The 20,845-nt window shown below is 67.0% G+C and carries 23 protein-coding genes and 3 tRNA genes; 15 read left to right on the top strand and 11 right to left on the bottom strand.

The window, feature by feature from the left end:
• The first annotated feature begins 2 nt into the window (after positions 1-2).
• The 8 genes from BST15_RS09685 to BST15_RS09650 all read left to right on the top strand — a co-directional run bounded on the left by BST15_RS09685 (position 3) and on the right by BST15_RS09650 (position 6,038).
• Entirely contained in the window at positions 3-347 is a 345-nt protein-coding gene (locus BST15_RS09685) for a nuclear transport factor 2 family protein (RefSeq protein ID WP_046189512.1), read from the top strand.
• Positions 348-439: 92 nt separating this feature from the next.
• A complete protein-coding gene (locus BST15_RS09680; protein WP_046189528.1) occupies positions 440-1,438 on the top strand; it encodes a phosphotransferase family protein in 999 nt (332 codons plus the stop codon).
• Positions 1,435-2,676 (top strand): amidohydrolase, encoded by a 1,242-nt coding sequence (locus BST15_RS09675; protein ID WP_046189511.1) that lies wholly within the window; start codon positions 1,435-1,437, stop codon positions 2,674-2,676. Before BST15_RS09680 ends, BST15_RS09675 begins: the two co-directional genes overlap by 4 nt.
• 72 nt (positions 2,677-2,748) lie before the next feature.
• Complete coding sequence (locus BST15_RS09670; protein WP_046189510.1) at positions 2,749-3,057, top strand: hypothetical protein; 309 nt, start codon at positions 2,749-2,751, stop codon at positions 3,055-3,057.
• Positions 3,058-3,085: 28 nt separating this feature from the next.
• Positions 3,086-3,841 carry a hypothetical protein gene (locus tag BST15_RS09665; RefSeq protein ID WP_046189509.1) on the top strand — a complete coding sequence of 252 codons (756 nt, stop codon included), beginning with the start codon at positions 3,086-3,088 and terminating at the stop codon, positions 3,839-3,841.
• A 9-nt stretch (positions 3,842-3,850) separates the two neighbouring features.
• Positions 3,851-4,591, top strand: coding sequence for a hypothetical protein (locus tag BST15_RS09660; RefSeq protein WP_046189508.1), 741 nt, complete (start codon positions 3,851-3,853; stop codon positions 4,589-4,591).
• The gene (locus BST15_RS09655) at positions 4,588-5,325 is read left to right on the top strand and encodes a hypothetical protein (RefSeq protein WP_046189507.1); all 738 of its coding nucleotides are present in this window, start codon (positions 4,588-4,590) and stop codon (positions 5,323-5,325) included. Before BST15_RS09660 ends, BST15_RS09655 begins: the two co-directional genes overlap by 4 nt.
• Positions 5,322-6,038 carry a hypothetical protein gene (locus tag BST15_RS09650; RefSeq protein WP_046189506.1) on the top strand — a complete coding sequence of 239 codons (717 nt, stop codon included), beginning with the start codon at positions 5,322-5,324 and terminating at the stop codon, positions 6,036-6,038. The genes BST15_RS09655 and BST15_RS09650 overlap by 4 nt, the downstream gene beginning before the upstream one ends.
• Positions 6,039-6,069: 31 nt before the next feature.
• On the opposite strand, the gene BST15_RS09645 is transcribed toward BST15_RS09650, so the two are convergent.
• The 3 genes from BST15_RS09645 to BST15_RS09635 form a co-directional block, all read right to left on the bottom strand.
• Positions 6,070-6,447, bottom strand: a complete 378-nt coding sequence (locus BST15_RS09645) for a BlaI/MecI/CopY family transcriptional regulator (RefSeq protein ID WP_046189505.1) — start codon at positions 6,445-6,447, stop codon at positions 6,070-6,072.
• 172 nt (positions 6,448-6,619) lie between these two features.
• Positions 6,620-6,692 (bottom strand) — tRNA-Arg (locus BST15_RS09640).
• A 37-nt stretch (positions 6,693-6,729) separates the two neighbouring features.
• Positions 6,730-6,818, bottom strand: a tRNA-Ser gene (locus tag BST15_RS09635).
• Positions 6,819-6,905: 87 nt separating this feature from the next.
• Here BST15_RS09635 and hisC point away from each other — a divergent pair.
• From hisC to BST15_RS09620, 3 genes are all read left to right on the top strand, one after another.
• Positions 6,906-7,952: a histidinol-phosphate transaminase gene (gene hisC / locus BST15_RS09630; protein WP_046189527.1), complete on the top strand. Its 1,047-nt coding sequence runs from the start codon at positions 6,906-6,908 to the stop codon at positions 7,950-7,952.
• Between the two features lie 11 nt (positions 7,953-7,963).
• The gene (locus BST15_RS09625; RefSeq protein WP_046189504.1) at positions 7,964-8,377 is read left to right on the top strand and encodes an SRPBCC family protein; all 414 of its coding nucleotides are present in this window, start codon (positions 7,964-7,966) and stop codon (positions 8,375-8,377) included.
• Positions 8,378-8,482: 105 nt separating this feature from the next.
• The gene (locus BST15_RS09620) at positions 8,483-8,965 is read left to right on the top strand and encodes a DUF4334 domain-containing protein (RefSeq protein WP_046189503.1); all 483 of its coding nucleotides are present in this window, start codon (positions 8,483-8,485) and stop codon (positions 8,963-8,965) included.
• Positions 8,966-8,969: 4 nt separating this feature from the next.
• On the opposite strand, the gene BST15_RS09615 is transcribed toward BST15_RS09620, so the two are convergent.
• Positions 8,970-9,923 (bottom strand): TerC family protein, encoded by a 954-nt coding sequence (locus BST15_RS09615; RefSeq protein WP_046189502.1) that lies wholly within the window; start codon positions 9,921-9,923, stop codon positions 8,970-8,972.
• Between the two features lie 56 nt (positions 9,924-9,979).
• Positions 9,980-10,555 (bottom strand): TIGR03086 family metal-binding protein, encoded by a 576-nt coding sequence (locus BST15_RS09610; RefSeq protein ID WP_046189501.1) that lies wholly within the window; start codon positions 10,553-10,555, stop codon positions 9,980-9,982.
• A 22-nt stretch (positions 10,556-10,577) separates the two neighbouring features.
• On the opposite strand from BST15_RS09610, the gene BST15_RS09605 reads away from it, so the two are divergent.
• Genes BST15_RS09605 through lipE form a run of 4 tightly spaced genes read left to right on the top strand, consistent with a single transcriptional unit; the run spans position 10,578 to position 13,849 of the window.
• Positions 10,578-11,402: a crotonase/enoyl-CoA hydratase family protein gene (locus BST15_RS09605; protein ID WP_046189526.1), complete on the top strand. Its 825-nt coding sequence runs from the start codon at positions 10,578-10,580 to the stop codon at positions 11,400-11,402.
• Positions 11,402-11,725, top strand: coding sequence for a DMT family transporter (locus tag BST15_RS09600; protein WP_046189525.1), 324 nt, complete (start codon positions 11,402-11,404; stop codon positions 11,723-11,725). Before BST15_RS09605 ends, BST15_RS09600 begins: the two co-directional genes overlap by 1 nt.
• Complete coding sequence (locus tag BST15_RS09595; protein ID WP_234708318.1) at positions 11,722-12,603, top strand: acyl-CoA thioesterase; 882 nt, start codon at positions 11,722-11,724, stop codon at positions 12,601-12,603. Before BST15_RS09600 ends, BST15_RS09595 begins: the two co-directional genes overlap by 4 nt.
• Positions 12,604-12,613: 10 nt before the next feature.
• Entirely contained in the window at positions 12,614-13,849 is a 1,236-nt protein-coding gene (gene lipE, locus BST15_RS09590) for a lipase LipE (protein ID WP_046189523.1), read from the top strand.
• 253 nt (positions 13,850-14,102) lie between these two features.
• Here lipE and BST15_RS22380 read toward each other — a convergent pair whose 3' ends face one another.
• The 6 genes from BST15_RS22380 to BST15_RS22375 all read right to left on the bottom strand — a co-directional run.
• Positions 14,103-14,342 carry a hypothetical protein gene (locus BST15_RS22380; protein ID WP_188108929.1) on the bottom strand — a complete coding sequence of 80 codons (240 nt, stop codon included), beginning with the start codon at positions 14,340-14,342 and terminating at the stop codon, positions 14,103-14,105.
• A 324-nt stretch (positions 14,343-14,666) separates the two neighbouring features.
• The gene (locus BST15_RS09585) at positions 14,667-15,908 is read right to left on the bottom strand and encodes an IS256 family transposase (protein WP_046189500.1); all 1,242 of its coding nucleotides are present in this window, start codon (positions 15,906-15,908) and stop codon (positions 14,667-14,669) included.
• Between the two features lie 131 nt (positions 15,909-16,039).
• A tRNA-Ser gene (locus BST15_RS09580) sits at positions 16,040-16,129 on the bottom strand.
• Between the two features lie 100 nt (positions 16,130-16,229).
• A complete protein-coding gene (locus BST15_RS22070; protein ID WP_165757109.1) occupies positions 16,230-18,590 on the bottom strand; it encodes a PGRS repeat-containing protein in 2,361 nt (786 codons plus the stop codon).
• A gap of 135 nt (positions 18,591-18,725) precedes the next feature.
• Positions 18,726-19,805: an outer membrane porin GjpA gene (gene gjpA, locus BST15_RS09560; RefSeq protein ID WP_046191212.1), complete on the bottom strand. Its 1,080-nt coding sequence runs from the start codon at positions 19,803-19,805 to the stop codon at positions 18,726-18,728.
• 321 nt (positions 19,806-20,126) lie between these two features.
• Positions 20,127-20,845, bottom strand: a 719-nt coding sequence (locus BST15_RS22375) for a MarR family winged helix-turn-helix transcriptional regulator (protein WP_207572049.1), incomplete at its 5' end; no start/stop codon positions are given.

Below are 20,845 nucleotides of genomic sequence, written 5' to 3'. Positions count from 1 at the left end.
CCATGGCACGCTCACCCCAGGAGATCTTCGACCACCACCTTGAGGCACTGCTCGCCGGCGACGTCGAGGAGTTGCTCGTCGACTACGCCGACGATTCGGAGCTGATCACCGCGGCCGGCGTAGCTCGGGGACTGGACGGCATCCGCGCCGCGTTCAGCCAGCTGTCCGCGGTGCTGGCCGACGCGAAGTTCCAGATCAAGTCGCAGACCTACAGCGGTGACGTCCTGCTGCTGGAGTGGTCGCTGGACGCGACGGGCTTCGGCGTCGACGGGGTCGACACCTTCCTGTTCGGCGAGGACTCGATCCGGGTCCAGACGATCTCCCAGCAGCCGCGTCCCAAGAACTGAGCCGCCCGGCGACCAGGCCCGCCAATCACCGCAACCGACGCGGGGTTCGCGGGTAGGTTTCCCCCGTGGACCTCGAAGCGGTGGCGCAGTGGATGTCCGACCAAGGCCTGGGCGAGGGCCCGCTCGATGACGTCACGGAGTTATCCGGCGGAACTCAGAACGTCATGCTGCGGTTCACTCGCGACGGCCGAAGTTACGTGCTGCGGCGCGGTCCGCAGCACCTGCGGCCACGCAGCAACGCGGTGATGCTGCGGGAAACCCGGCTGCTGGCGGCACTGGCCGGCACCGACGTGCCGCACCCGGGACTGATCGCGGTCTGCGACAACCCCGCGGTGCTCGGTGACGCGGTCTTCTATCTGATGGAGCCCGTCGACGGCTTCAACGCCAGCGGCGACCTGCCCGCCCTGCATGCCGGCGATCCACTGGTGCGGCACGGGATGGGACTGTCGATGGCCGACGCCCTGGCCAAGCTCGGCGCCGTAGACCACGTCGCGGTGGGGTTGGCGGATTACGGCAAGCCCGACGGCTTCCTGGAACGCCAAGTGCCGCGGTGGCTCTCCGAGTTGGACTCCTACCGGCAGTTCGAGAACTATCCGGGACCGGATCTGCCGGGGCTGCACGACGTCGCCGACTGGCTGCAGCGCAACATTCCGGCATCCTGGAAGCCGGGGATCCTGCACGGCGACTATCACGCGGCCAATGTGATGTTCTCTCCCACCGGCCCCGAGTTGGCGGCGATCGTGGACTGGGAGATGTCGACCATCGGTGATCCGCTGCTGGATCTGGGGTGGCTGTTGGCCACCTGGCGTCAAGACGACGGTTCCAGCGTGTTCAGCCACACGCTGACCGGCATGGACGGGCTCGCCTCCCCCGACGAACTGGTGGCACGCTACGCCGCGGGCAGCTCTCGCGACCTGTCCCATATCGGGTGGTACACGGTGATGGCCGGTTTCAAGCTGGCCATCGTGATCGAGGGCACCCTGGCCCGGGCGTCGGCGGGCATGGCGCAGCAGGAAGTCGGCGATCAGTTGCACGAGGCGGCCGTTTGGCTCTTCGAGCGGGCCCAGATCTGGATGGAGAGCGCGGCATGACGGGCGGGACCGACCGGATCGATGAGATCGTCACCGCGGACGCGCGGCGCCTGGTCGACATCTTCAAAGATCTGCATCGCAACCCCGAGCTGGGATTCGCGGAGGTGCGCACCGCGCGGAAGATCGCCCAGGCGCTCAGCGACCTCGGTATGACGGTGACCACCGGGATCGGCGGCACCGGGGTGGTGGCGGTGCTAGCCAACGGGCCCGGCCCGGTGGTGATGTATCGCGCTGACATGGATGCGCTGCAGGTGCCCGAGGCCACCGGCCTGGATTACGCCAGCAGCAACCCGGAGCTGGGGCACATGTGCGGACACGATGCGCATGTGACATGGATGCTGGGCTTGGCCAAGGTGCTCGCGGAGACCACCAATTCCTGGTCGGGCACCGCGGTGCTGATCGGCCAGCCGGCCGAGGAACTGATCGCCGGGGCGCACGCCATGGTCGACGCGGGTCTTTACGACGTGGCTCCCCGGCCGGATGCCTTCCTGGCCATGCACACGGCCCCGATGCCGGTGGGCATGGTCGCCGCGGTCGGCGGCGAGCGGATGGCCGGCACCGACCAGCTCGACATCGTGTTCCACGGCGTCGGGGGGCACGGGTCAATGCCTCAGCTGGCCCGCGATCCTGTGCTGATGGCGTCCCAGGCCGTGGTGCAGTTCCAGAGCATCGTCAGTCGCTCCGTCACTCCGGGCGAGATCGCGGTGCTCACGGTCGGTTCACTGCAGGCCGGCAGCACCTACAACGTGATCCCGGACCGGGCGCTGCTCAAGGTCAACCTGCGGTGGTTCCACCCCGATGTGCGCGAGACGCTGCTGACCAGGATTGCGGCGATCTGCTCGGGCATCGCGCGCAGCTTCGGCGTCGGCGAGGACCAACTGCCCGAGATCACGCTGGCCGGCGGTGCAACACCGCTGGTCAACGATGCCGTCCTCACCGATCGAGTGGCCACCGCCCTGGGCGAGCTGCTCGGTAAGGACAAGGTTGTCCGCCAGTTGCCCGCCCTCACCGGCTCGGAGGACTGTCACCTGCTCAAGGGGCCGCACGTCGATATGCCGTTGACGTATCTGCTGGTAGGGGTGGCCGATCCGCAGGTGTACGCACAGTCCGCTGAGCGCGGTCAATTGTTTCCCTACACCCCACATGCCCCCGACTACGTGGTCGACCTTTCCGCCATCCCGCTAGGAACCAAGATTGCAGCCCGTGCAATGCTTGAATTGCTTACTCCCGGTATGTAATCGGACAATTACGCTCCTAGGCGTTGCTGAAATACTTGTGTGGTCCACCAACGAGAGCTAAGGTGTATTGCTGTGGACGATCGTCACAAAGACCCAACCGTTGTGTTGCCATACCTCGTGGGCAGGCCGCTCGGAGCGACCGAGGTCTACGAGGCATTCGGTTACCGCAAATCGGCCTATTACAAGGCAGCGCACGAAGGTCGGCTGATCAGCGCCGACAACCTGATCCGTGTTGCCCGCTACTTCGGGCTCAACCCGGTTGACCTGCAGGTGCGTTTCGGATTGATCGAGCACGACGCCGTCGCCGAATACCTGGAGTCGACCGTGCAGCCGCTGCGCCTGGGTGATCTCAAGGCGGATCTGGACAAACCGCCCGTCTGACGGCACCGTTAACAAGTACCGTCGATGCATGACGCCGGTGCTCATCGGCGCCACCGTGACGGTGGCGCTCTACAGCCTGTGGGTGCGTGGCGACACCTGGCGGTCACGGTGGGAGTTCGGCATCACCCTGGCTATCGCGCTGGAGACCATCGGACTGGTGCTGATGTCGCCGTGGGCCGCCGAGACCCTGGGACCGGCGGCGCATAGCACCCTGCGGGTATGGAACATCCAACAGCTGGCCGGGCATATCTGCTTCGTGATCGCCGTCGCCGCCAACATCTACCACGTGCTGGCCCGGCTGGCCGACTTCGACAGATTCCGTCCGCTGTTCCGTCGGCACGTGCGATTGCCTGTCCAGCTCGGCATTGTGGCAATGGTGGCCACGTTCGTGGTCGCCGACGCGGGCTACCGGCCGGACGGCTTCTCGACCCTCGGCGGCGACGGCGCCTGGGCACGCGGGTACTGGGCCCTGCTGTCCCTGCTGATGATGTATCTGGCCGGCTACGCAACGCGCGTGCTGTTGATGCTGCGCTCCGATCCGCGCGCCAAGGAGACCATCGAGCTGTACACCGCCTCGACGGCGTTCGCGGTGGCGGGCATCATGGCGATGATGAGCAATGCCTGGACCAAAGCCGATGTCAGCCCGCTGATTTGGCTGTGCACATGCACTTCCGTGACGATTTTCGCCTACGGTTCGGCCCGCTCGTGGCGAGCCAAAGCAGCGTGGTTCACCAATAGCGGGCGTCCGGCAGCACAGCCCACCCCCCCACAAGCGTTGTCGTGAGAGCGTTCGATGATATCGGGAATCATTGTCACCACCTTGGCGATCGTCGCCTATAGCCTCTGGGTCCGCCGCGAAACTTGGTGGACCCGGTGGGAGAGCGCCGCAACCCTCGCCCTGGCACTGGAGGCCTGCGCGCTGCTGCTGATGTCGCCGTGGGCTGGGGTCGAGTTCGGCCAGGTGCTTCACCGCGGCCTCAGGGTATGGAACGTTCAACAGCTGGTCGGCCACCTGTGCCTGATCGCGGCTGTGACGGCAAACATCTATCACCTACTCTTGCGGCTCGCCGACGCCATTCAGGTGCGGCTGATCATGCGCCGCCAGCTGCTGCTCCCCATCTGGCTGGGCTTGGCAATAATGCTGCCGGCTTACCTGCACTCCGACCAGGAATATCAGCCTGACGTCTTCGCCGCCCCCAGCGTCGATGGCTGGATGATGCTGTACCAACTGGCGGGTTGCGTCCTGATGATCTACCTCAGCGGCTATGCCGGCAGGCTCATGCTGGTGCTGCGGCACGATCCGCGGGCCAAAAGAACAATTGACCTGTACCTGACCTCGATGGCTTTCGTCACCGCAGCATGCCTGATCGTGGTCGGCTCAAGTTGGGTCGACGGCGACGACGCCAGCCCCGGGATCTGGCTCTGCATCTGTCTGGCGGTGGGAACCTTCGCTTACGGGTCCGCGCGATCCTGGCAGGCCAAGAGCGCCTGGTTCACCGCCAACGGGAACGAGAAGGCCGTCGGCGCTCAATGACCGCAGCGATCATCGTGGCCACCCTCGTGATGGTCCTCTACTGCTTGTGGGTTCGCCGTGACACCTGGTGGTCACGGTGGGAGGCAGGCGCCACCTTTGCCATCGCGATGGAGGGCCTCGGCCTGCTGCTGCTCTCGCCCTGGGCGGCCACCCAGCTGAGCCCACCCCTGCACACCATCCTGGGGCTGTGGAACGCCCAGCAGATTCTCGGTTGGCTGTGCCTGCTGGCGGGAGTGCTGGGGAACATCTACCACATGCTGGTGCGCCTGACCGACCCCGCGCACGTGTGGCCGATCATGCGCAGGCATCTGTTGGCACCGGTGGGGCTGAGTCTCACCGTCATCCTGGTTGCCTTCATCAATGCCGAACGCGGATTCGAACCGGACCTGTTCGCCCGCCTCACCGGCGATCCATGGGTGACCGTCATCGAGGCGACCGCCGCCGCGATCGTGCTGTATCTGAGCGGGTACGTCGCTCGGTTGCTGTTGTCCCTGCGACACGACCACCGGGCTAGGACCACCCTGCAGCTCTATGTGGTGGCGATGGTTTTCGCCGTGGCCGGATGCGTGGCCGCCGTCTTCTCGATCTGGACCGGCCACTACGTAGGACCGACGATCTGGGCGTGCGTGTGCCTGTCGGTGGCAACCTTCGCCTACGGGCTCGCACGATCCTGGCAGGCCAAGACCGCCTGGTTCACCGCCGACGGTGGCGAGTCGATAAGCGGTGCGCCATGACGGCGTCTTTCATCGTGACCACACTGGCGATCGTCACCTATTGCCTGTGGGTTCGCCGCGACACCTGGCGGTCGCGCTGGGAAGCCGGCGCCACCCTAGCCATCGCGCTGCAGGGTTGCGCACTGCTGCTGCTGACGCCGTGGGCGGGCACGGAACTCGGTCCGCCCCTGCACAGCCTGCTGGGGCTGTGGAACGTCCAGCAGGTACTCGGTTGGATGTGTCTGATCGCGGCGGTGATCGGGAACATCTACCACATGCTGGTGCGCCTCGCCGATCCCGCGCACGTGTGGCCGATCATGCGCAACCATCTCCTGATGCCGGTGGGCGCTGGCGTCGCGGTAGTCGTGGTGGCGTTCGCCTATGCCAAACGCGGCTACGAACCAGACATGTACGCCGGCCTGGCCGGAAACCGTTGGCTGACCGTTGTCGAGGTGGCATCCGCAACTCTGATGCTCTATCTGGCCGGGTACATCGGCCGGCTGATGGTGGCGCTGCGCCACGATCAGCGGGCCAGGACCACACTCGCGCTGTACGCGACGTCGATGGCTTTCGGGGTGACGGCCTGTGCGGTCGCCGTCGCCTCAAGCTGGGTGGGCGGTTACGCCGGCCCCGCCATCTGGGCCTGCGTCTGCGCGTCGGTGGCGGTGGTTGCCTATGGACTGGCGCGTTCCTGGCAGGCCAAGAAGGCCTGGTTTGCGCCGGACGACAGTTGAATCCGGCCGTCTGGTGGCCCAACGGTCGCGGTCAGGCATCGTTGAGTTCGGCAAGAGCCCGCCGCAATGCGGTGGCTTCGTCAGCGCCGACACGTTCGACAAAATGGACCAGCGCGGCCTCGCGACCGCCGGAGTCGGCGACCTGATCGAGCGCATCAGACATGAGTTCGGCGACCAGCTCGGCACGGCCCCTCCTGGGCACATAGCGGTGCGCGCGATGCTCCCGGCGCTGAATCACCAGGTTCTTCTTCGCAAGCCGTTGCAGCACAGTCATGATCGTGGTGTAGGCGAGGTTTCGCTTGGCGGACACCGAGGAGTGCACCTCGCGGACGGTCAACGAACCCGGCGCCGACCACAGACACTCCATGACAGTGCGTTCGAGATCTCCCAAACCAACTCGCGCAGCCATAGCGGTTACCTCCTGCGGCGTTCACTGCCGTCCTCGGAATCACGGACGGCCGATCGAACGCGCCATCCCACTCACTGTAGGTAAGGCTAACCTAATGTCACCGTTGGTGGGGTTCCTGGTTCGCAAATGGCAAGAGCTCCGGCCGTGGCCGGAGCTCTTGCTGAACACACAGTGCGCCCGAAGGGATTCGAACCCCCAACCTTCTGATCCGTAGTCAGATGCTCTATCCGTTGAGCTACGGGCGCCGGTCTTCAGTTGTCGGTCGAGCAAGCCCGGCCGTTGCGGAGGCGAGAGGATTTGAACCTCCGGTCCCCCGTAAAGGGGACAACTCATTAGCAGTGAGTCCCATTCGGCCGCTCTGGCACGCCTCCTCGAACTCGTTGAGGGTACCGGATCACTGCCCCAGTTCCGAAACCGCGGGCCACTAGCCCCCACACGCTCCACATATGCTGTGGTCCGTGACCGTCCGCCTGCGCCCAGAGATTGCCGCACTGCCGGCCTACGTCGAGGGAAAGACAGTCCCGGGATCGATCAAACTCGCCAGCAACGAGACGGTGTTCCCGCCGTTGCCCAGCGTGGTCAAGGCCGTCGACGCCGCCCTGTCCACCACCAACCGTTATCCGGACAACGGTTACGCCGCCCTGCGTGCCCGGTTGGCCGAACATGTCGGGTTCACCCCGCAGCATGTGGCGGCGGGGTGCGGTTCGGTGAGCCTGTGCCAGCAGCTGATCCAGATCAGCAGTGGAACCGGCGACGAGGTGCTGTTCGGCTGGCGCAGTTTCGAGATCTACCCATTGCAGGTGCGTACCGCCGGCGCCGTGCCCGTGCAGGTGCCGCTGCGCGAGCACACCTACGACCTGGACGCCATGCTGGCGGCCATCACCGACCGCACCCGGCTGATCTTCGTCTGCAACCCGAACAATCCGACCTCCACCGTGGTCGATCCCGAGGCCCTGGCCCGATTCGTGGCTGCGGTGCCATCGCACATCCTGATCGCCATCGATGAGGCGTACGTCGAATACATCCGCGAGCCACTGCTGCCCGACAGTTTGGGACTGGTACGACGCCACTCCAATGTGGTTGTGCTGCGGACATTTTCGAAGGCTTACGGGCTGGCGGGCCTGCGACTGGGATATGCCGTGGCCAGTCCCGAGATCATCACCGAGCTGGGCAAGGTCTACGTGCCGTTCACCGTGTCGAGCGTGGCGCAGGCCGCCGGGATCGCCTCATTGGACGCCGCCGATGAGCTGCTGGCCCGAACCGACGCCGTGGTGGCCGAGCGGACCCGCGTCTCGGCGGCGCTGCGCGACGCCGGGTTCGAGCTGCCGGATTCGCAGGCCAACTTCGTGTGGCTGCCGTTGGCGGAGCGCACTGCCGACTTCGTGGCCGCCGCCGCGGCGGCCCGCATCGTGGTCCGCCCGTACGGGCAGGACGGGGTCCGGGTGACCATCGGCGCGCCGGAGGAGAACGACGCGCTGTTACGGTTCGCACAGACGTACCGCTGAGGAGGAAAGCTATGCACGCGACCGCGACCACCACCGTCGCCGCATCCCCGTCTCGGGTGTGGGCGGTGCTGTCGGACTATGAGGGCATGTCCGGCTGGGCCCCCGGACTCAAGATCACCGTGATCCAGCCCGGCGCTCCCGAGCCCAACGGCGTCGGCGCCCAGCGCCGCATCCAGGCGGTGCCCGGGATGGCCCCGTTGGTGGAGGAGATCATCGCTTTCGAGCCGGAACAACGGCTCAGCTACCGCGGCGTGTCGGGTGTCCCCTTCCGCAACTACGTCGGCAACGTGGCCCTGCGGTCGACCGGAGCCGGCACCGAGATCAGCTACACCGTCAGCGCCGACAACCGTCTGCCCGCCGTTGCCTCGGTGCTGGCACACGGACTGCTGTTCGGCCTCAAGCGGGCCGTGAACAAGGCCGCCTGAGACTTCTCCGACTCCCCCGCCGAGCGTGACGCCAGCTGCACGCTCGACCAGCGATAGTGAAGCTAACTTCACGTTCGGCGGATACCACCAAAGGAAATGGCACCCATGAATGACGACCAGGCCCGCGCGACGTTCGCCGCGCTGAAGGAGCGGACCGGGCAGATCCCCGACGCCGAGATCGACGACTTCTGGGCGGCGCTGCCGCCGGCCACCCTGGAGCTGATGATCGGCGAGTGGCGTGGCGGGGAGTTCGTCACCGGCCACAAGATGAACGGCCTGTTGGAGAAGGCCCGCTGGTTCGGCAAAACGTTCAACTCGGTCACCGACGTGCAACCGCTGGTATGCCTCGACGAGGACGGCAACAAGTTCTCCAACGTCAAGCTGGGCAAGGGCGAGGCAAGCCTGTGGGCCGAGGAGTTCCGCGGCGAAGTGGTGGCCACCATGGTCTACGACGGCCAGCCGACCCACGATCACTTCAAGCGGATCGACGACAACACCGTGCTGGGCATCATGAACGGCAAGGGCGGAGTCCTGGATTACCAGGACGGAGTGGGGCGCTACTTCTACTTCTACCTGGAGCGGGTCTAACCGCTCACGGAAGGAGCGCGAGTTCGTCCCGAGGATCGCCCGCGGCGTTCTGGGTTCGACTGCGCCCGCTCAGCAACGAGGCCACCACGGTGATGCTGAGCACTCCGACGATCACCAGCAGCGACAATCCCGTCCCGATCTCCACCACCGGGACCGGCCTGCCGTCGTTGATGAACGGCAGGTTGTTGTCGTGCAGGCCGTGCAGCACCAGCTTGGTGCCGATGAACGCCAGTATCAGGAACAGACCGGTCGAGAGGTAGACCAACCGGTCCAGCAGGCCGTCGACCAGGAAATAGAGCTGGCGCAGTCCCAGGAGTGCGAACGCCGTGGCGGTGAACACCGTGTAGGTGTCGCGGGTGAGGCCGAAGATCGCCGGCAGCGAGTCAAGCGCGAAAATCACGTCGGTGCCGGCGATGGCGAGCATCACCACCAGCATCGGGCCGCGGGCGACCTTGCGGGCCAGCCGGGTGACGGCGGTGTCACCGGCATGAGCCTGCTGGTCACTGCCTGAGCGCAGCATCCCGGCGGCACTGACCAGCAGGATCAGGCCCAGCACATAGAACGCCCAGCTGAAGGTGTTGATCACCGCCACGCCGACAAAGATGAATCCGGTCCGGGCGATCAACGCCAAGACGATCCCGAACAGCAGGACCTTCTGTTGTTCTGCGGCGGGCACCCGGAAGCGGGCCATGATCACCAGGAAGACGAACAGGTTGTCGACGGAGAGCGCCTTCTCGGTGATGTAGCCGGCGAAATACTCCGAACCGGCATCCACGCCGCCGAAGGCGAACATCCCGAAGCCGAAGAGCATGGCGACGCCGACGTAGCCTGCGGACCACACCGCCGACTCCCGGAGCGTGGGAACGTGCGGTTGGCGAACGTGAAAGACGAAGTCGAAGGCCAGCAACCCGACGAGGCCGACGATAGTCAGCCCCCAGACCCACCCAGCAACGTTCATGCCCCATCGACGCTACGGAAAGTGAACGACGCCCGGTTGGCGCGCAGGTTGCGAAGCTATGACCGGCCGGTGAAGGCGAGGAGCCGGTCCAGGCTCGAAGCCGAATCGGGGACGTCGACCGGATCATCGAAGCCCGCTCGCACCCGGCCCTCCGGCGTGATGATCCTGCGGGCCAGGCTGTGCACGTAGTCGGCCAGGGGCTCTGACACGTTCACGGCGCGATCGGTGGCCGTCGCGTAGTCCCACGCATGCACCAGGAACTCCAGCGACAAGATCCCGGCCGCCACCCGCGCCGGCAGCTCAGCCGGCCCGATCGTGACGGCACCGTCGAGGCCGCGGCTGTGCCACGCGTCCAAGGCAGGCCGGGCCGCGGCGGTGACCTGCCGGAGCACTGCATCGCCTGCCTCGCGCGGGGGAATCTGCGCGCCCGCCGCGCCACCGAGCACGGTGAGGGAATGCAGCAGATGGTCGGTCAGCTGTGCGACGTCGAACTCTGAACACGGCGTCTGGTTAGACCATTCGTCGCTGGTGATGCCGCCGAGCACCTGCTCGAGTACGGCCCACCCGGCCTCGGCGGCGGCGAGCTCGTCGGCGGGAGGCTCGTCAGGGCTGGGTCGCATCTCAGAGGGCATGCGACCACGCTACGGTCTGGGTATGGCCGACACCTATGAATCCGTCACCGTCGAGATCAAAGACCACGTCGCCCAGGTCACGCTGATCGGGCCGGGCAAGGGCAATGCGATGGGCCCGGCGTTCTGGGCGGAACTCCCGGAGGTCTTCGCCGCGCTGGACGCCGACCGCGACGTGCGGGCGATCGTGCTGACCGGCTCCGGCAAGAACTTCAGCTACGGGCTGGATCTGGCCGCGATGGGCGGCACCATGACGCCGATGCTGGCCGAAGGGGCGCTGGCCCGGCCGCGGGCGGACTTCCACCGCGAGCTGCAGCGCATGCAGGGTGCGATCACCGCGGTGGCCGACTGCCGCACCCCGACCATCGCCGCGGTCCAGGGCTGGTGCATCGGCGGCGGGGTCGACCTGATCTCGGCGGTCGACATCCGCTACGCCGCTGCGGACGCCAAGTTCAGCGTGCGCGAGGTCAAACTCGCCATCGTCGCCGATGTGGGCAGCCTGGCCCGGCTTCCGCTGATTTTGTCCGACGGTCACCTGCGTGAGCTCGCGCTGACCGGCAAGGACATCGACGCCGCGCGGGCAGAGAAGATCGGCCTGGTCAACGACGTCTATGCCGACGCCGATGCCTGCCTGGCCGCCGCACACGCCACCGCGACCGAGATCGCCGCCAACCCGCCGCTGACCGTGGCCGGGGTCAAGGACGTTTTGGACGAGCAGCGCACCGACCGGGTGGCGGCCAGCCTGCGCTATGTGGCGGCGTGGAACTCGGCGTTCTTGGCGTCCAAAGACCTGATGGAGGGCATCGGCGCCATCATGGGCAAACGCAAGCCCGAGTTCACCGGCGAGTGATGGCCTGGCTCCTGCTGCTCGGCGCGATCGGTTTCGAGGTCGCCGGAACGCTGTCGATGCGCGCCTCCGACGGATTCAGCCGGTGGCAGTGGGTGATCCCGGTGGCCGTCGGCTATGTGGTGTCCTTCGTGTTGCTGGCGATGGTGCTCAAGCGCGGGATTCCGGTCGGGGTGGCCTACGGAGTCTGGTCGGGAGTCGGAGTGGCGTTGACCGCGCTGCTGGCCCGGTTCTTTTTCGACGACCCGTTCACGCCGGTGATGGCCGGTGGCGTGGTGCTGATCGGCGCGGGGGTGTACCTGATGGAGATGGGCGCGCACGCATGAGCGACGACATGGCCCACCGCCAACCGGCCCTGGCCAAGATCATCGCCACCCTCGACGTCGAGCGCACCGACGACGAGCACTTCGTGGCCACCCAGCTGGACAATCCGGCCCACCATATCGTCGGCGGACATATCGCCGGCCAGGCGCTGATCGCCGCCAGCCGCACCGCGCCGGGCCGGGTGCCGCACAGTGTGCACGTCTATTACCTGCGGGCCGGGGACGCCCGCCGCCCGGTGGACCTGCACGTGGAGGTGGCCCGCGACGGCGGCACGCTGTCGACGCGCCAGGTCACCGCCCGCCAGGACGGCCAGATCCTGCTCGAAGTGCTGTCGTCGTTCACCACCGCCGTCGACGCACCCGAATACCAGCAGCCGATACCGGAAGTTCCCGAACCGGAGTCGCTGCCGACGTCGCAGGAGCAGCACGCCGCCTACGCGGGCGAACTGGGCGGTTACTGGGTGCAGCCGCACCCGTTCGACGTGCGCTACGTGGACGCGCCCCCGCGGATCGCCATGGAGGGTGCCGAACCGTCGCCGCGGCTGCGGATGTGGTGGAAGCCGTCCGGCGCGGTTCCCGCTGATCCCGCGATGCACAGTGCCCTGCTGACCTACCTGACCGGCACCAAGATGGTCGAGGCGGCGCTGGCCATGCGGCGAGCCAACCAGGCCAGCACGTTCAACGCGCTGATCGACCACGCGCTGTGGTTTCAGCGGCCCGTCGACCTCTCGGATTGGGTGCTCTCGGATCAGTTCACGCCCAGCGGGGTCGCCGGGCGCGGACTGACGAGCGCGACGCTGTACAACCGGGCCGGGCAGCTGGTCTGCGTGGCGACCCAGGAACTCTATTTCGGTCGGGGCGGGGCCCGGCGGCCCACGTAACGTGGCGGGCATGACAACTGACGGCACCATCCGTGTCCCCGCCGACCTCGACGCCGTCACCGTGGTCGGCGAGGAGGACCACGCCGGTATCGACCCGGCGGCCGTGGACCGGATCTGGCAGGCCGCCCGGCACTGGTATTCCGCCGGCCTGCACCCGGCCATCCAGTTGTGTCTGCGCCACAACGGTCGGGTGGTGCTCAACCGGGCCATCGGGCACGGCTGGGGCAACGGTCCTTCGGATCCCGCTGATGCGGAGCTGGTCCCGGTGACGGTGGACACCCCGTTCTGCGTGTACTCGACCGCCAAGGCCATCACCAGCACCGTCATGCACATGCTGGCCGAGCGCGGCGCCTTCGCCCTGGATGATCGGGTCAGTGACTATCTGCCCGACTACGGCCGACACGGCAAGCACCGCACCACCATTCGGCACGTGATGACACACAGCGCCGGGGTGCCGTTCGCCACCGGTCCCAAGCCCGACCTCAACCGCGCCGACGACCCGGAGTACGCCCAGGCGCAGCTGGCCAACCTGCGGCTGGTGTACCCACCGGGGCTGATGCACATGTACCACGCCCTGACCTGGGGGCCGCTGACCCGGGAGATCGTGCGGGCGGCCACCGGCAAAGACATCCGCGACGTGTTGGCGACCGAAATCCTGGACCCGCTGGGGTTCCGATGGACCAATTACGGCGTTGCCCCGCAAGATATTCCGTTGGTGGCACCCAGCCACGCCACCGGCAAGCAGCCGACCGGTGCGGCGGTCGCGGTGTTCCGCAAAGCGATCGGCGGGTCGGTGTACGAGATCATCCCGGTGACCAACAGCCCGTTCTTCCTGACCACGGTGGTGCCGTCATCGAACACCATCTCCACCGCGTTCGAGCTGTCGCGGTTCGCCGAGATCTGGCGCCGCGGAGGCGAACTCGACGGGGTGCGGGTGCTGTCACCGGAGACCCTGCGCGCGGCGACGGCGCAGTGCCGCCGATTGCGGCCCGACGTGGCCACCGGGCTGGCGCCACTGCGCTGGGGCACCGGTTTCATGTTGGGGTCCAAGCGGTTCGGGCCGTTCGGCCGGGGCGCTCCGGCTGCGTTCGGTCATCTGGGCCTGGTGAATTGCGCCGTCTGGACCGACCCCGAGCGGGGGCTGTCGGCCGGCCTGATTTCCAGCGGCAAGCCCGGCCAGGACCCGGAGGCCAAGCGCTACACCGCTTTGATGAACACCATCGTCGCGGAGATGCCGCGAGCGTAACCTCAAGCGCCACAGGCGTCACCGCTCCGGGCCATGTGGGCTGGTGCCCACCTCTGAGCGACAAATGGCATTACGTCAACCGGGCTGAGCCGTTGCGCCGGCACTTCACGTTGTTGCTGACTCTGCGGCTACGGCGAGAAAGTGCGAGTGACTTGCGCCGTGAGCGCAGAGTGAACGGAATCGGCCTGAAACGCGACCGCGGCCGCCGAGTCCGGTGAGGGACCCGACGGCCGCGATACGCGATCTGTCGGCGTTAGCCAGGCGTGCCGGGGTTGCCGGGGTTGCCGTTGGCGCCGGTAGCGCCGCTGGTACCGGGGATCGCACCGGGACCACCAGCCGCACCACCGGCACCACTGTTGCCGCCGTTGCCTCCAGCACCACCGGCCAGTCCGACGGCGGCGCTGACGCCGCCCTTGCCAGTCGGTACAAATATCGACCAAGGCCAAGTGGCCCGCGGCGTGCGCTCGCCGGGCCAGAGCCTCAAGAAATTCAAGGGCCGACAACTCGTCCAGATTTTGCATGCAAATAGATCGGTTGGCAATGTCCAGGTGTATCGGAACTGTCGCGGCGGCGTCCGAAATTGCCGCAGAATCCCTACGCGCTGAATATGCGTGCGACCGGAGGGCCGACGGCGTCCGGGGGCCGCCTTGGCTGAATAGGGCGGGGTTGCACGGTATCCGGCCACACGCGACTGCGGTCACCGGTGAGGTGCCCGCGGACGGACTCCGCCTAACCCGGTGTACATGGGATGCGGTCGTGTCCCGTGGAGTGGTGTAAGTCGAGCCGGCGTTTTCGCGTGAGGCTCTGCAGGTTTCCACTATGCCGTGAGTGCTGGTGTGGGGGCAACGCTTTCGGTGGGTTTGTCGCTGAGGTTGCTGGTGTTGAGCAGGGCCAGGGTGGCTTCGGATAGGTAGCGTTTTTCGGCGACCTGCCATTCGTCGTGGGCTTCGACGAGCACCGAGCCGGCCAGCCGCAGCAGTGCGGCCGGATTCGGGAAGACGCCGACGACGTCGGTGCGGCGCTTGATCTCGCGGTTGAGGCGCTCTAACGGATTGGTCGACCAGATTTTTTTCCAGTGCGCCACCGGAAAGTCGGCGAACGCGGTGATGTCCTCAGCGGCATCACGCAGCATGGTCTCGACCTTGGGCAGCTGGCGACTCAGCATCGTGGCGATGGTGTCGAGTTGCTCGCGCACGTGCTCGGCATCGGGCTGGGCGAAGATGGTCCGGATCGCCGCGGCCACCATCTCGGCTGATCCCTTGGGCACCTGGGCTAATACGTTGCGCACGAAATGCACCCGACACCGTTGCCAAGCCGCCCCGATGAGTACGGCTTCGATGGCGGCCCGCAACCCGGCGTGGGCATCGGAGATCACCAGCTGTACTCCAGTCAGGCCGCGGGATTTCAGCGACCGCAGAAACGCCGTCCAAAACGCGCCGTCTTCGGAGTCGCCGACGTCGAACCCGAGGACTTCGCGGCGCCCGTCGGCGGCCACCCCGGTGGCGATGACCACCGCCTGGGAGACCACCCGGTGATTGACCCGTGCCTTGCAGTAGGTGGCATCAAGGAACACATACGGAAACGCTTGCTCACCCAGTGGGCGGTCGCGGAAGGCGGCCACTTCGGTGTCCAGGTCCGCGCAGATCCGCGAGACCTCGCTTTTGGAGATGCCACTGTCAGCGCCGAGGGCTTTGACCAGGTCATCGACCTTGCGGGTCGACGTGCCGTGCAGGTAGGCCTCCATCACCACCGCGAACAGGCACTGATCGACTCGGCGGCGGCGCTCCAGCAGCGCCGGGAAAAATGAGCCCGAGCGCAGCTTGGGGATGCGCAGCTCCAGATCGCCGGCGACCGTGGTCAAGGTGCGCGGCCGTGAGCCGTTGCGCTGATTGGTTCTGGTCTCGGTGCGCTCATGCGGTGTGGCACCGATCAACGCGGTCAACTCCGCCTCTATCAGTGCTTGGTAGATGGTTTCGGCGGCTTGGGTGATTCGCTCGCCGGCATCGGCGGTGCGCAATGCATCGAGCACCTCGAGCAAGGCAGACTGATCCAGGGCCATCGCGGTGTTCCTCTCGGTAGTGATCCTTGGTCGTTTCACCACAGAGACTCCCGCGATGGCCCTCTACATCAGGACCGACACGCCGCCACTACTTACACCACCCCCAGGGACGTGAACTGGGATGCGAAAAATGGCGGTGGCGGAGGGATTTGAACCCCCGGACGGTGTTAGCCGTCTCTCGCTTTCAAGGCGAGTGCATTAGGCCGCTCTGCCACGCCACCGCGGGAAATCGTACCTTGGCCGGGTCAGTGCTCCCGAGCAGACGCAAACTCGCACGCGCACGGCGCCTTTAGTGCGAGTCTGCGTCAGCTCGTCACCGGGTCAGCCAGGTTGGCCGCTGCTACCGGTGGTGCCGGGCTGTCCCGGCGGGGTGCCGGTACCGGCCGCGCCACCGGAGCCGCCCGAGCCGGCCGCCCCGGCCGCGCCATGAGCGCCGTTGGACCCGTTGGTGCTGGTGCCGCCCGCGCCGCCGGCCGCGCCATTGCCGCCGGTTCCACCGTCACCGCCGTTGCCGCCGGGCAGGGTGTTGCCGCTGGAGTCGGTGCCGCCGTTGCCGCCCCTGCTACCGGCGCCGCCGGTGCCGCCCGCGCCGCCCGTGCCGCCGCTGCCGCCGTTGCCGGAGGCCGCGGTACCGCCGGCGCCGCCAAGGCCGCCGTTGCCGGCGGTGCCACCGTCGCGGCCGTCACCGCCGGGCCCGTGTGCGGGATTGGCTGCGGGCGCGCCGACCGAACCCGCACCACCGGCGCCGCCGTTGCCACCATTGCCGGCGTTCACGGTGCCCTGCGCATTACCACCGGTGCCGCCGGCACCGCCGCTGCCGCTGGCGCCGATGGTCCCAGATCCGCCCCTACCGCCGTCACCGCCGTTGCCGGCGTGGCTTGGGCCAACACCGTAGGGGTTGTCAGTGGGCATCGTGGCGCCGCCGCTGTCGCCACCGGCACCGCCGGCGCCACCGTTCCCGGCGATACCGCCTTCGCCGCCGGTAAAGGGGATAGACGCGGTTCCGCCGGCACCACCAGTACCACCATTGCCGCCCGAGGCGGTACCGCTGCCGCCGCTACCACCGCTGCCACCATTGCCGGCCGCGCTCCCACCGGAGGTACCTCCGCCGCTACCGCCGCTACCACCGTTGCCGCCCACGCTGACCACCCCGGCGCCGGTGGCGCCGTCACCGCCAGCCCCGCCGGCGCCCCCAGCACCGCCGGCTACGGGGCCGTAGCCGATGAAGCCGGAGCCGCCAGCACCGCCATTTCCGCCTCGACTCCAGATGGTGCCGGTCCCGTCGTTCCAGCCGGTGCTGGTGCCGCCGTTGCCGCCATTGCCGCCGCCATCTCCGCCGTTACCGCCGTTACCCCCGGCGTAGGTGCCGGTGCCGCCGTTACCGCCGACCCCGCCGCCGAGCTTGCCTCCGATGAAGCCGCCATTACCGCCATTGCCGCCGATGGTCTTCACGCCTGCGTCGTCGGTGGCGCCATTACCGCCGTTACCGCCACTGCCGCTGGCGCCACCCAACGTGTAGCCGCCCTCACCGCCGTTGCCGGCCTGGCCGGCGGTGGCGTCTCCACCGTTGCCACCGTTACCGGCGTTCCCGGAGGTGTAGTTCCAGTTACCGCCGGCGTCGCCGCCGTCGCCGCCGTTGCGTCCGATACCGCCGCTGCCGCCATTACCACCGTTCGCGCCGTCACCGGTACCGGCGTCGCCACCGTAGCTGCCGTTGCCGCCGTTGCCGAGGTAGTGGCCGGTGGCGTCTTGGTAGGCGTTGCCGCCGGCGCCCCCGTCGCCGCCGTCGCCGGCCATACCGGCCTGTCCCGCGTGCCCGTACATGGGGCTGGTGTAGATGCTCGACCCGCGTCCCCCTCCCGCGCCCGCGCTACCACCACTCCAGCCGCCGTTACCGCCATTGCCGCCGTCGACATGATCGAGGGTTCCGGTGGCGCCGTTGCCGCCATCACCGGCGTCGCCGGCGTTGCCACCGCTGCCGCCGTTGCCGAACATGAAGCTGCTGCGCCCGCCATTGCCGCCGTTGCCGCCATTGCCTCCGCCGGTGCCGTTCCCGTCACCGCCGCCTGTGTAGGTTCCCGCAGCACCCGCTGCCCCGGCCGCGCCTAGACCACCGTCTCCACCGTTGCCGAAGAACCACGCAGAAGCATTGCCGCCGTTTCCTCCGTTTCCGCCGTTGCCCAGGGCATCGGCTGTGGCACCCCCGGCACCGCCGTGTCCGCCGTTGCCCATCCAGGTGCCGCCGGCGCCGCCGTCACCGCCATTGGCGCCCGCGCCGCCGTCACCACCGGTGCCGCCATCGCCGAACCAGCCGGCCGCATTGCCGCCGTTGCCGCCGGCCACCCCGGCTTCGGTGCTGTCCCAACCGTTTCCACCGTCGCCGAACCACAAGCCGCCGTTATCACCATCGGGATTGGCTTCGGTGCCATCGGCACCGTCACCGATCAGGAACTGCCCGGCTGAGGTGTTGATCCAGCCGTTGACCATCGCCCCGAGGTCACTGTTGATCCAGTTCTCCATCGAGGTGTGCATCGGCTCGTAGAACCACTGATCCAGCATGGTGGTCCAGTCGAAGGTGCCCGCGTCGGCCGGCTCGGGTACCAGCCACGCGGAGGGATCGAAAAGATCAGCGATCCAGTCGAATTCATCGGCCTGAGCCGGCGGCGCCACGCTCAGCGGCACCATTCCGAAGGCTAGGAACGCACCGGCGGCGCCAACGGCGCCGATCGTGCGGCGGTGGCGACACGGGCTGGTGTGGTGACGGTTCATCGTGAGCGGGACCTCTCTGAAGAGTTGGGAAGTAATGGTTTAGGGGAATCAGAGCCCGAGCAGGTCGCCCAGCCAGCCGAACGCATCAGTTGCGGCGCCGGAGCCGCCGTCATCAAGCAGGGGCAGCTCCGCACCGGCCAACGGCGGAGTGACTACGACCGGGCCCTTGCCGTCCCAGCCCGACCCGAGCAGCGCGCCGACGGTCTGACCCCAGGCCTGCCAGGCCGCGATCGGTCCGATGCCGGCGCTGTTGAGATCGAGAGTGCCCAGCACCGGAACCCCGCTGAATTCGATACCGACACTTTGGAAGATCGATCCACCCACTGCGGGCACCGAGGCGGCGACCTCGCCGCCAGGGCCGAGCACCTGATACGGGCCGACCGCAACGGCGCCCGGCGACAGCAGCCCACCGAAGGCGATGTCCAGGTGATCCATGTTCATTCCGGCCGGAAACACCCCGAAGCCGTTGATCATCGGCAGCAGGGCGTCCAGGTTCAAGGTGGCGCCGTTGAAGAACGCGCCGCCCATGTTGATCAGGGTGTCGCCCAGGCTGTCGTGGTCGGTGATGCTGTTGAGCAGCGCCACCCACGGGCTGATGCCCGGCCCGATCATGCCCATCAGCACGGCGCTTGCCGGCGATCCCAGGTAGTCGATGATCGGCATGATCTGGCTGGCATCGACATCGGCAGGGATGTAGCCGCCGATCTGGCCGAACATCAGCGCATGGGTGCCGTCCATCGTGTGGTTGAGCACCGTGGAATGCGTTGCGTCGGTCTCGTTCTGCAGCGCCCAGCCCGAGATCACCGCATTCAGATGCTTCTGAATCTCCTCGTTGACGTCGTTGGTGGAGCTCGACGGGTCGTTGAGCAGCCGGTCGGCGTAGTCCATCTGGTTGGCCCAAAACTGTTGCATCCCCACCCCGGGCGCCAGGTACCAGTTGTTGAGCATGGTCGTGACATTCGCCGAGGCGGCACTGAGGACATCCTGGAACGCCCCCGTCAATGCCACCGCGTGGGATTGGACATCCCGCAGAACAGGCAACGGCGCGGACACCGGGGTGATGGCGACGAGACTGGCTCCGACCAGAGCCACGCCAGCGGTGGCATAGGGGCGAACGGTGGCGTGCAAGGGGAACTCCTCGGCAGATGGATTGGTGAGGCACTGAACAGCGCTGAACGTAACTAAGCGAGGGCTAAGTGTCTCTAATCGAACGTTGTTATCCACGAAGACGTTTGACGTGGCGGCACGCCGGGACCTTTCGACCGAGATCAAATTCCCTGGTCAACGCCACAATCGGAAGTCACTCATCGGCGACTACCGGGGCCTCAACTGTTTCAAGCGGTAATTACCAGCCGGTAACCATTCCGGTTGTCCCCCAAGCAGAACCACACTGCCCGACTTCAGCAAACTGTGAGAACACTGGGAGCCACAATGGGTCCTAGTGACTACTCAGAGCGAACTCGGGCGATCTGACCGGGCCGATTGCCCGGCATTGGCTTTGAGAGGCGAGCTGATCCGACGGCACGCATCGCCCAGGGCGATAGCCTGCTGGCGCGACATCGGGCCCAAGTAGTGACTGCGAATTTCTTTGGCGTAGCAGGCAAGTGCTGGTCCCAACCGCACACGACCGTGCGGCGTGATAGTGACAACGACGCGCCGCCGATCACCTTGGCTGGGGCCGCGGCGCACCAGCCCGTCGGACTCCAGGCGGCTGATCTGCTGGGTCAGTCGACTGGGTTGCAGTGCACACGCTTTGCCCAACACGCTCATCGGCGCTGATCCGCCAGGCGATTTCGCGATCAGATCCAACAGCAGAATGTCGATCAGGGCGAGCTGGATCGCCTCGACCAACCGATCGTTCACGACCGGGAACAGCGTCGCCGACGACGACATGAACTGGTGCCAGCAACGCTTCCCGGCGTCGTCGACGCCCGGCAGATAACACGTGGGTGCCTCCGGAAAGGCTTGAGTATCAATGCGAACGGGAATCGACGGGCCTGGTTCGACCAATGCGCGCCGCAGTTCGGAAAGCCGCAGTCCCTCGCTGATGCGCCAACAGTTATCCGCAACGGTGCTGGCCTGCCGAGTCGACAGCGAACCGAGTAGGTGAGTCGGGCCTTGCCCCCATGTAGTGGACACGGGATTTGTGGTTAAGCAGCTTCGGGCAG

This window comes from Mycolicibacter arupensis (assembly GCF_002086515.1).
In the GTDB taxonomy this organism is placed as follows: Bacteria; Actinomycetota; Actinomycetes; order Mycobacteriales; family Mycobacteriaceae; genus Mycobacterium; species Mycobacterium arupense.
The sequence above is the reverse complement of the archived record's forward strand: the minus strand, read 5'-3'. Positions and strand labels throughout refer to the sequence as shown.

Bases quoted from the DNA above. Each gene is read 5' to 3' on its own strand.
- BST15_RS09685 (WP_046189512.1), top strand. From the start codon at position 3: ATGGCACGCTCACCCCAGGAGATCTTCGACCACCACCTTGAGGCACTG.
- BST15_RS09680 (WP_046189528.1), top strand. From the start codon at position 440: ATGTCCGACCAAGGCCTGGGCGAGGGCCCGCTCGATGACGTCACGGAG.
- BST15_RS09675 (WP_046189511.1), top strand. From the start codon at position 1,435: ATGACGGGCGGGACCGACCGGATCGATGAGATCGTCACCGCGGACGCG.
- BST15_RS09665 (WP_046189509.1), top strand. From the start codon at position 3,086: ATGACGCCGGTGCTCATCGGCGCCACCGTGACGGTGGCGCTCTACAGC.
- BST15_RS09660 (WP_046189508.1), top strand. From the start codon at position 3,851: ATGATATCGGGAATCATTGTCACCACCTTGGCGATCGTCGCCTATAGC.
- BST15_RS09655 (WP_046189507.1), top strand. From the start codon at position 4,588: ATGACCGCAGCGATCATCGTGGCCACCCTCGTGATGGTCCTCTACTGC.
- BST15_RS09650 (WP_046189506.1), top strand. From the start codon at position 5,322: ATGACGGCGTCTTTCATCGTGACCACACTGGCGATCGTCACCTATTGC.
- BST15_RS09645 (WP_046189505.1), bottom strand. From the start codon at position 6,447: ATGGCTGCGCGAGTTGGTTTGGGAGATCTCGAACGCACTGTCATGGAG.
- BST15_RS09625 (WP_046189504.1), top strand. From the start codon at position 7,964: ATGCACGCGACCGCGACCACCACCGTCGCCGCATCCCCGTCTCGGGTG.
- BST15_RS09620 (WP_046189503.1), top strand. From the start codon at position 8,483: ATGAATGACGACCAGGCCCGCGCGACGTTCGCCGCGCTGAAGGAGCGG.
- BST15_RS09615 (WP_046189502.1), bottom strand. From the start codon at position 9,923: ATGAACGTTGCTGGGTGGGTCTGGGGGCTGACTATCGTCGGCCTCGTC.
- BST15_RS09610 (WP_046189501.1), bottom strand. From the start codon at position 10,555: ATGCCCTCTGAGATGCGACCCAGCCCTGACGAGCCTCCCGCCGACGAG.
- BST15_RS09605 (WP_046189526.1), top strand. From the start codon at position 10,578: ATGGCCGACACCTATGAATCCGTCACCGTCGAGATCAAAGACCACGTC.
- BST15_RS09600 (WP_046189525.1), top strand. From the start codon at position 11,402: ATGGCCTGGCTCCTGCTGCTCGGCGCGATCGGTTTCGAGGTCGCCGGA.
- BST15_RS09595 (WP_234708318.1), top strand. From the start codon at position 11,722: ATGAGCGACGACATGGCCCACCGCCAACCGGCCCTGGCCAAGATCATC.
- lipE (WP_046189523.1), top strand. From the start codon at position 12,614: ATGACAACTGACGGCACCATCCGTGTCCCCGCCGACCTCGACGCCGTC.
- BST15_RS09585 (WP_046189500.1), bottom strand. From the start codon at position 15,908: ATGGCCCTGGATCAGTCTGCCTTGCTCGAGGTGCTCGATGCATTGCGC.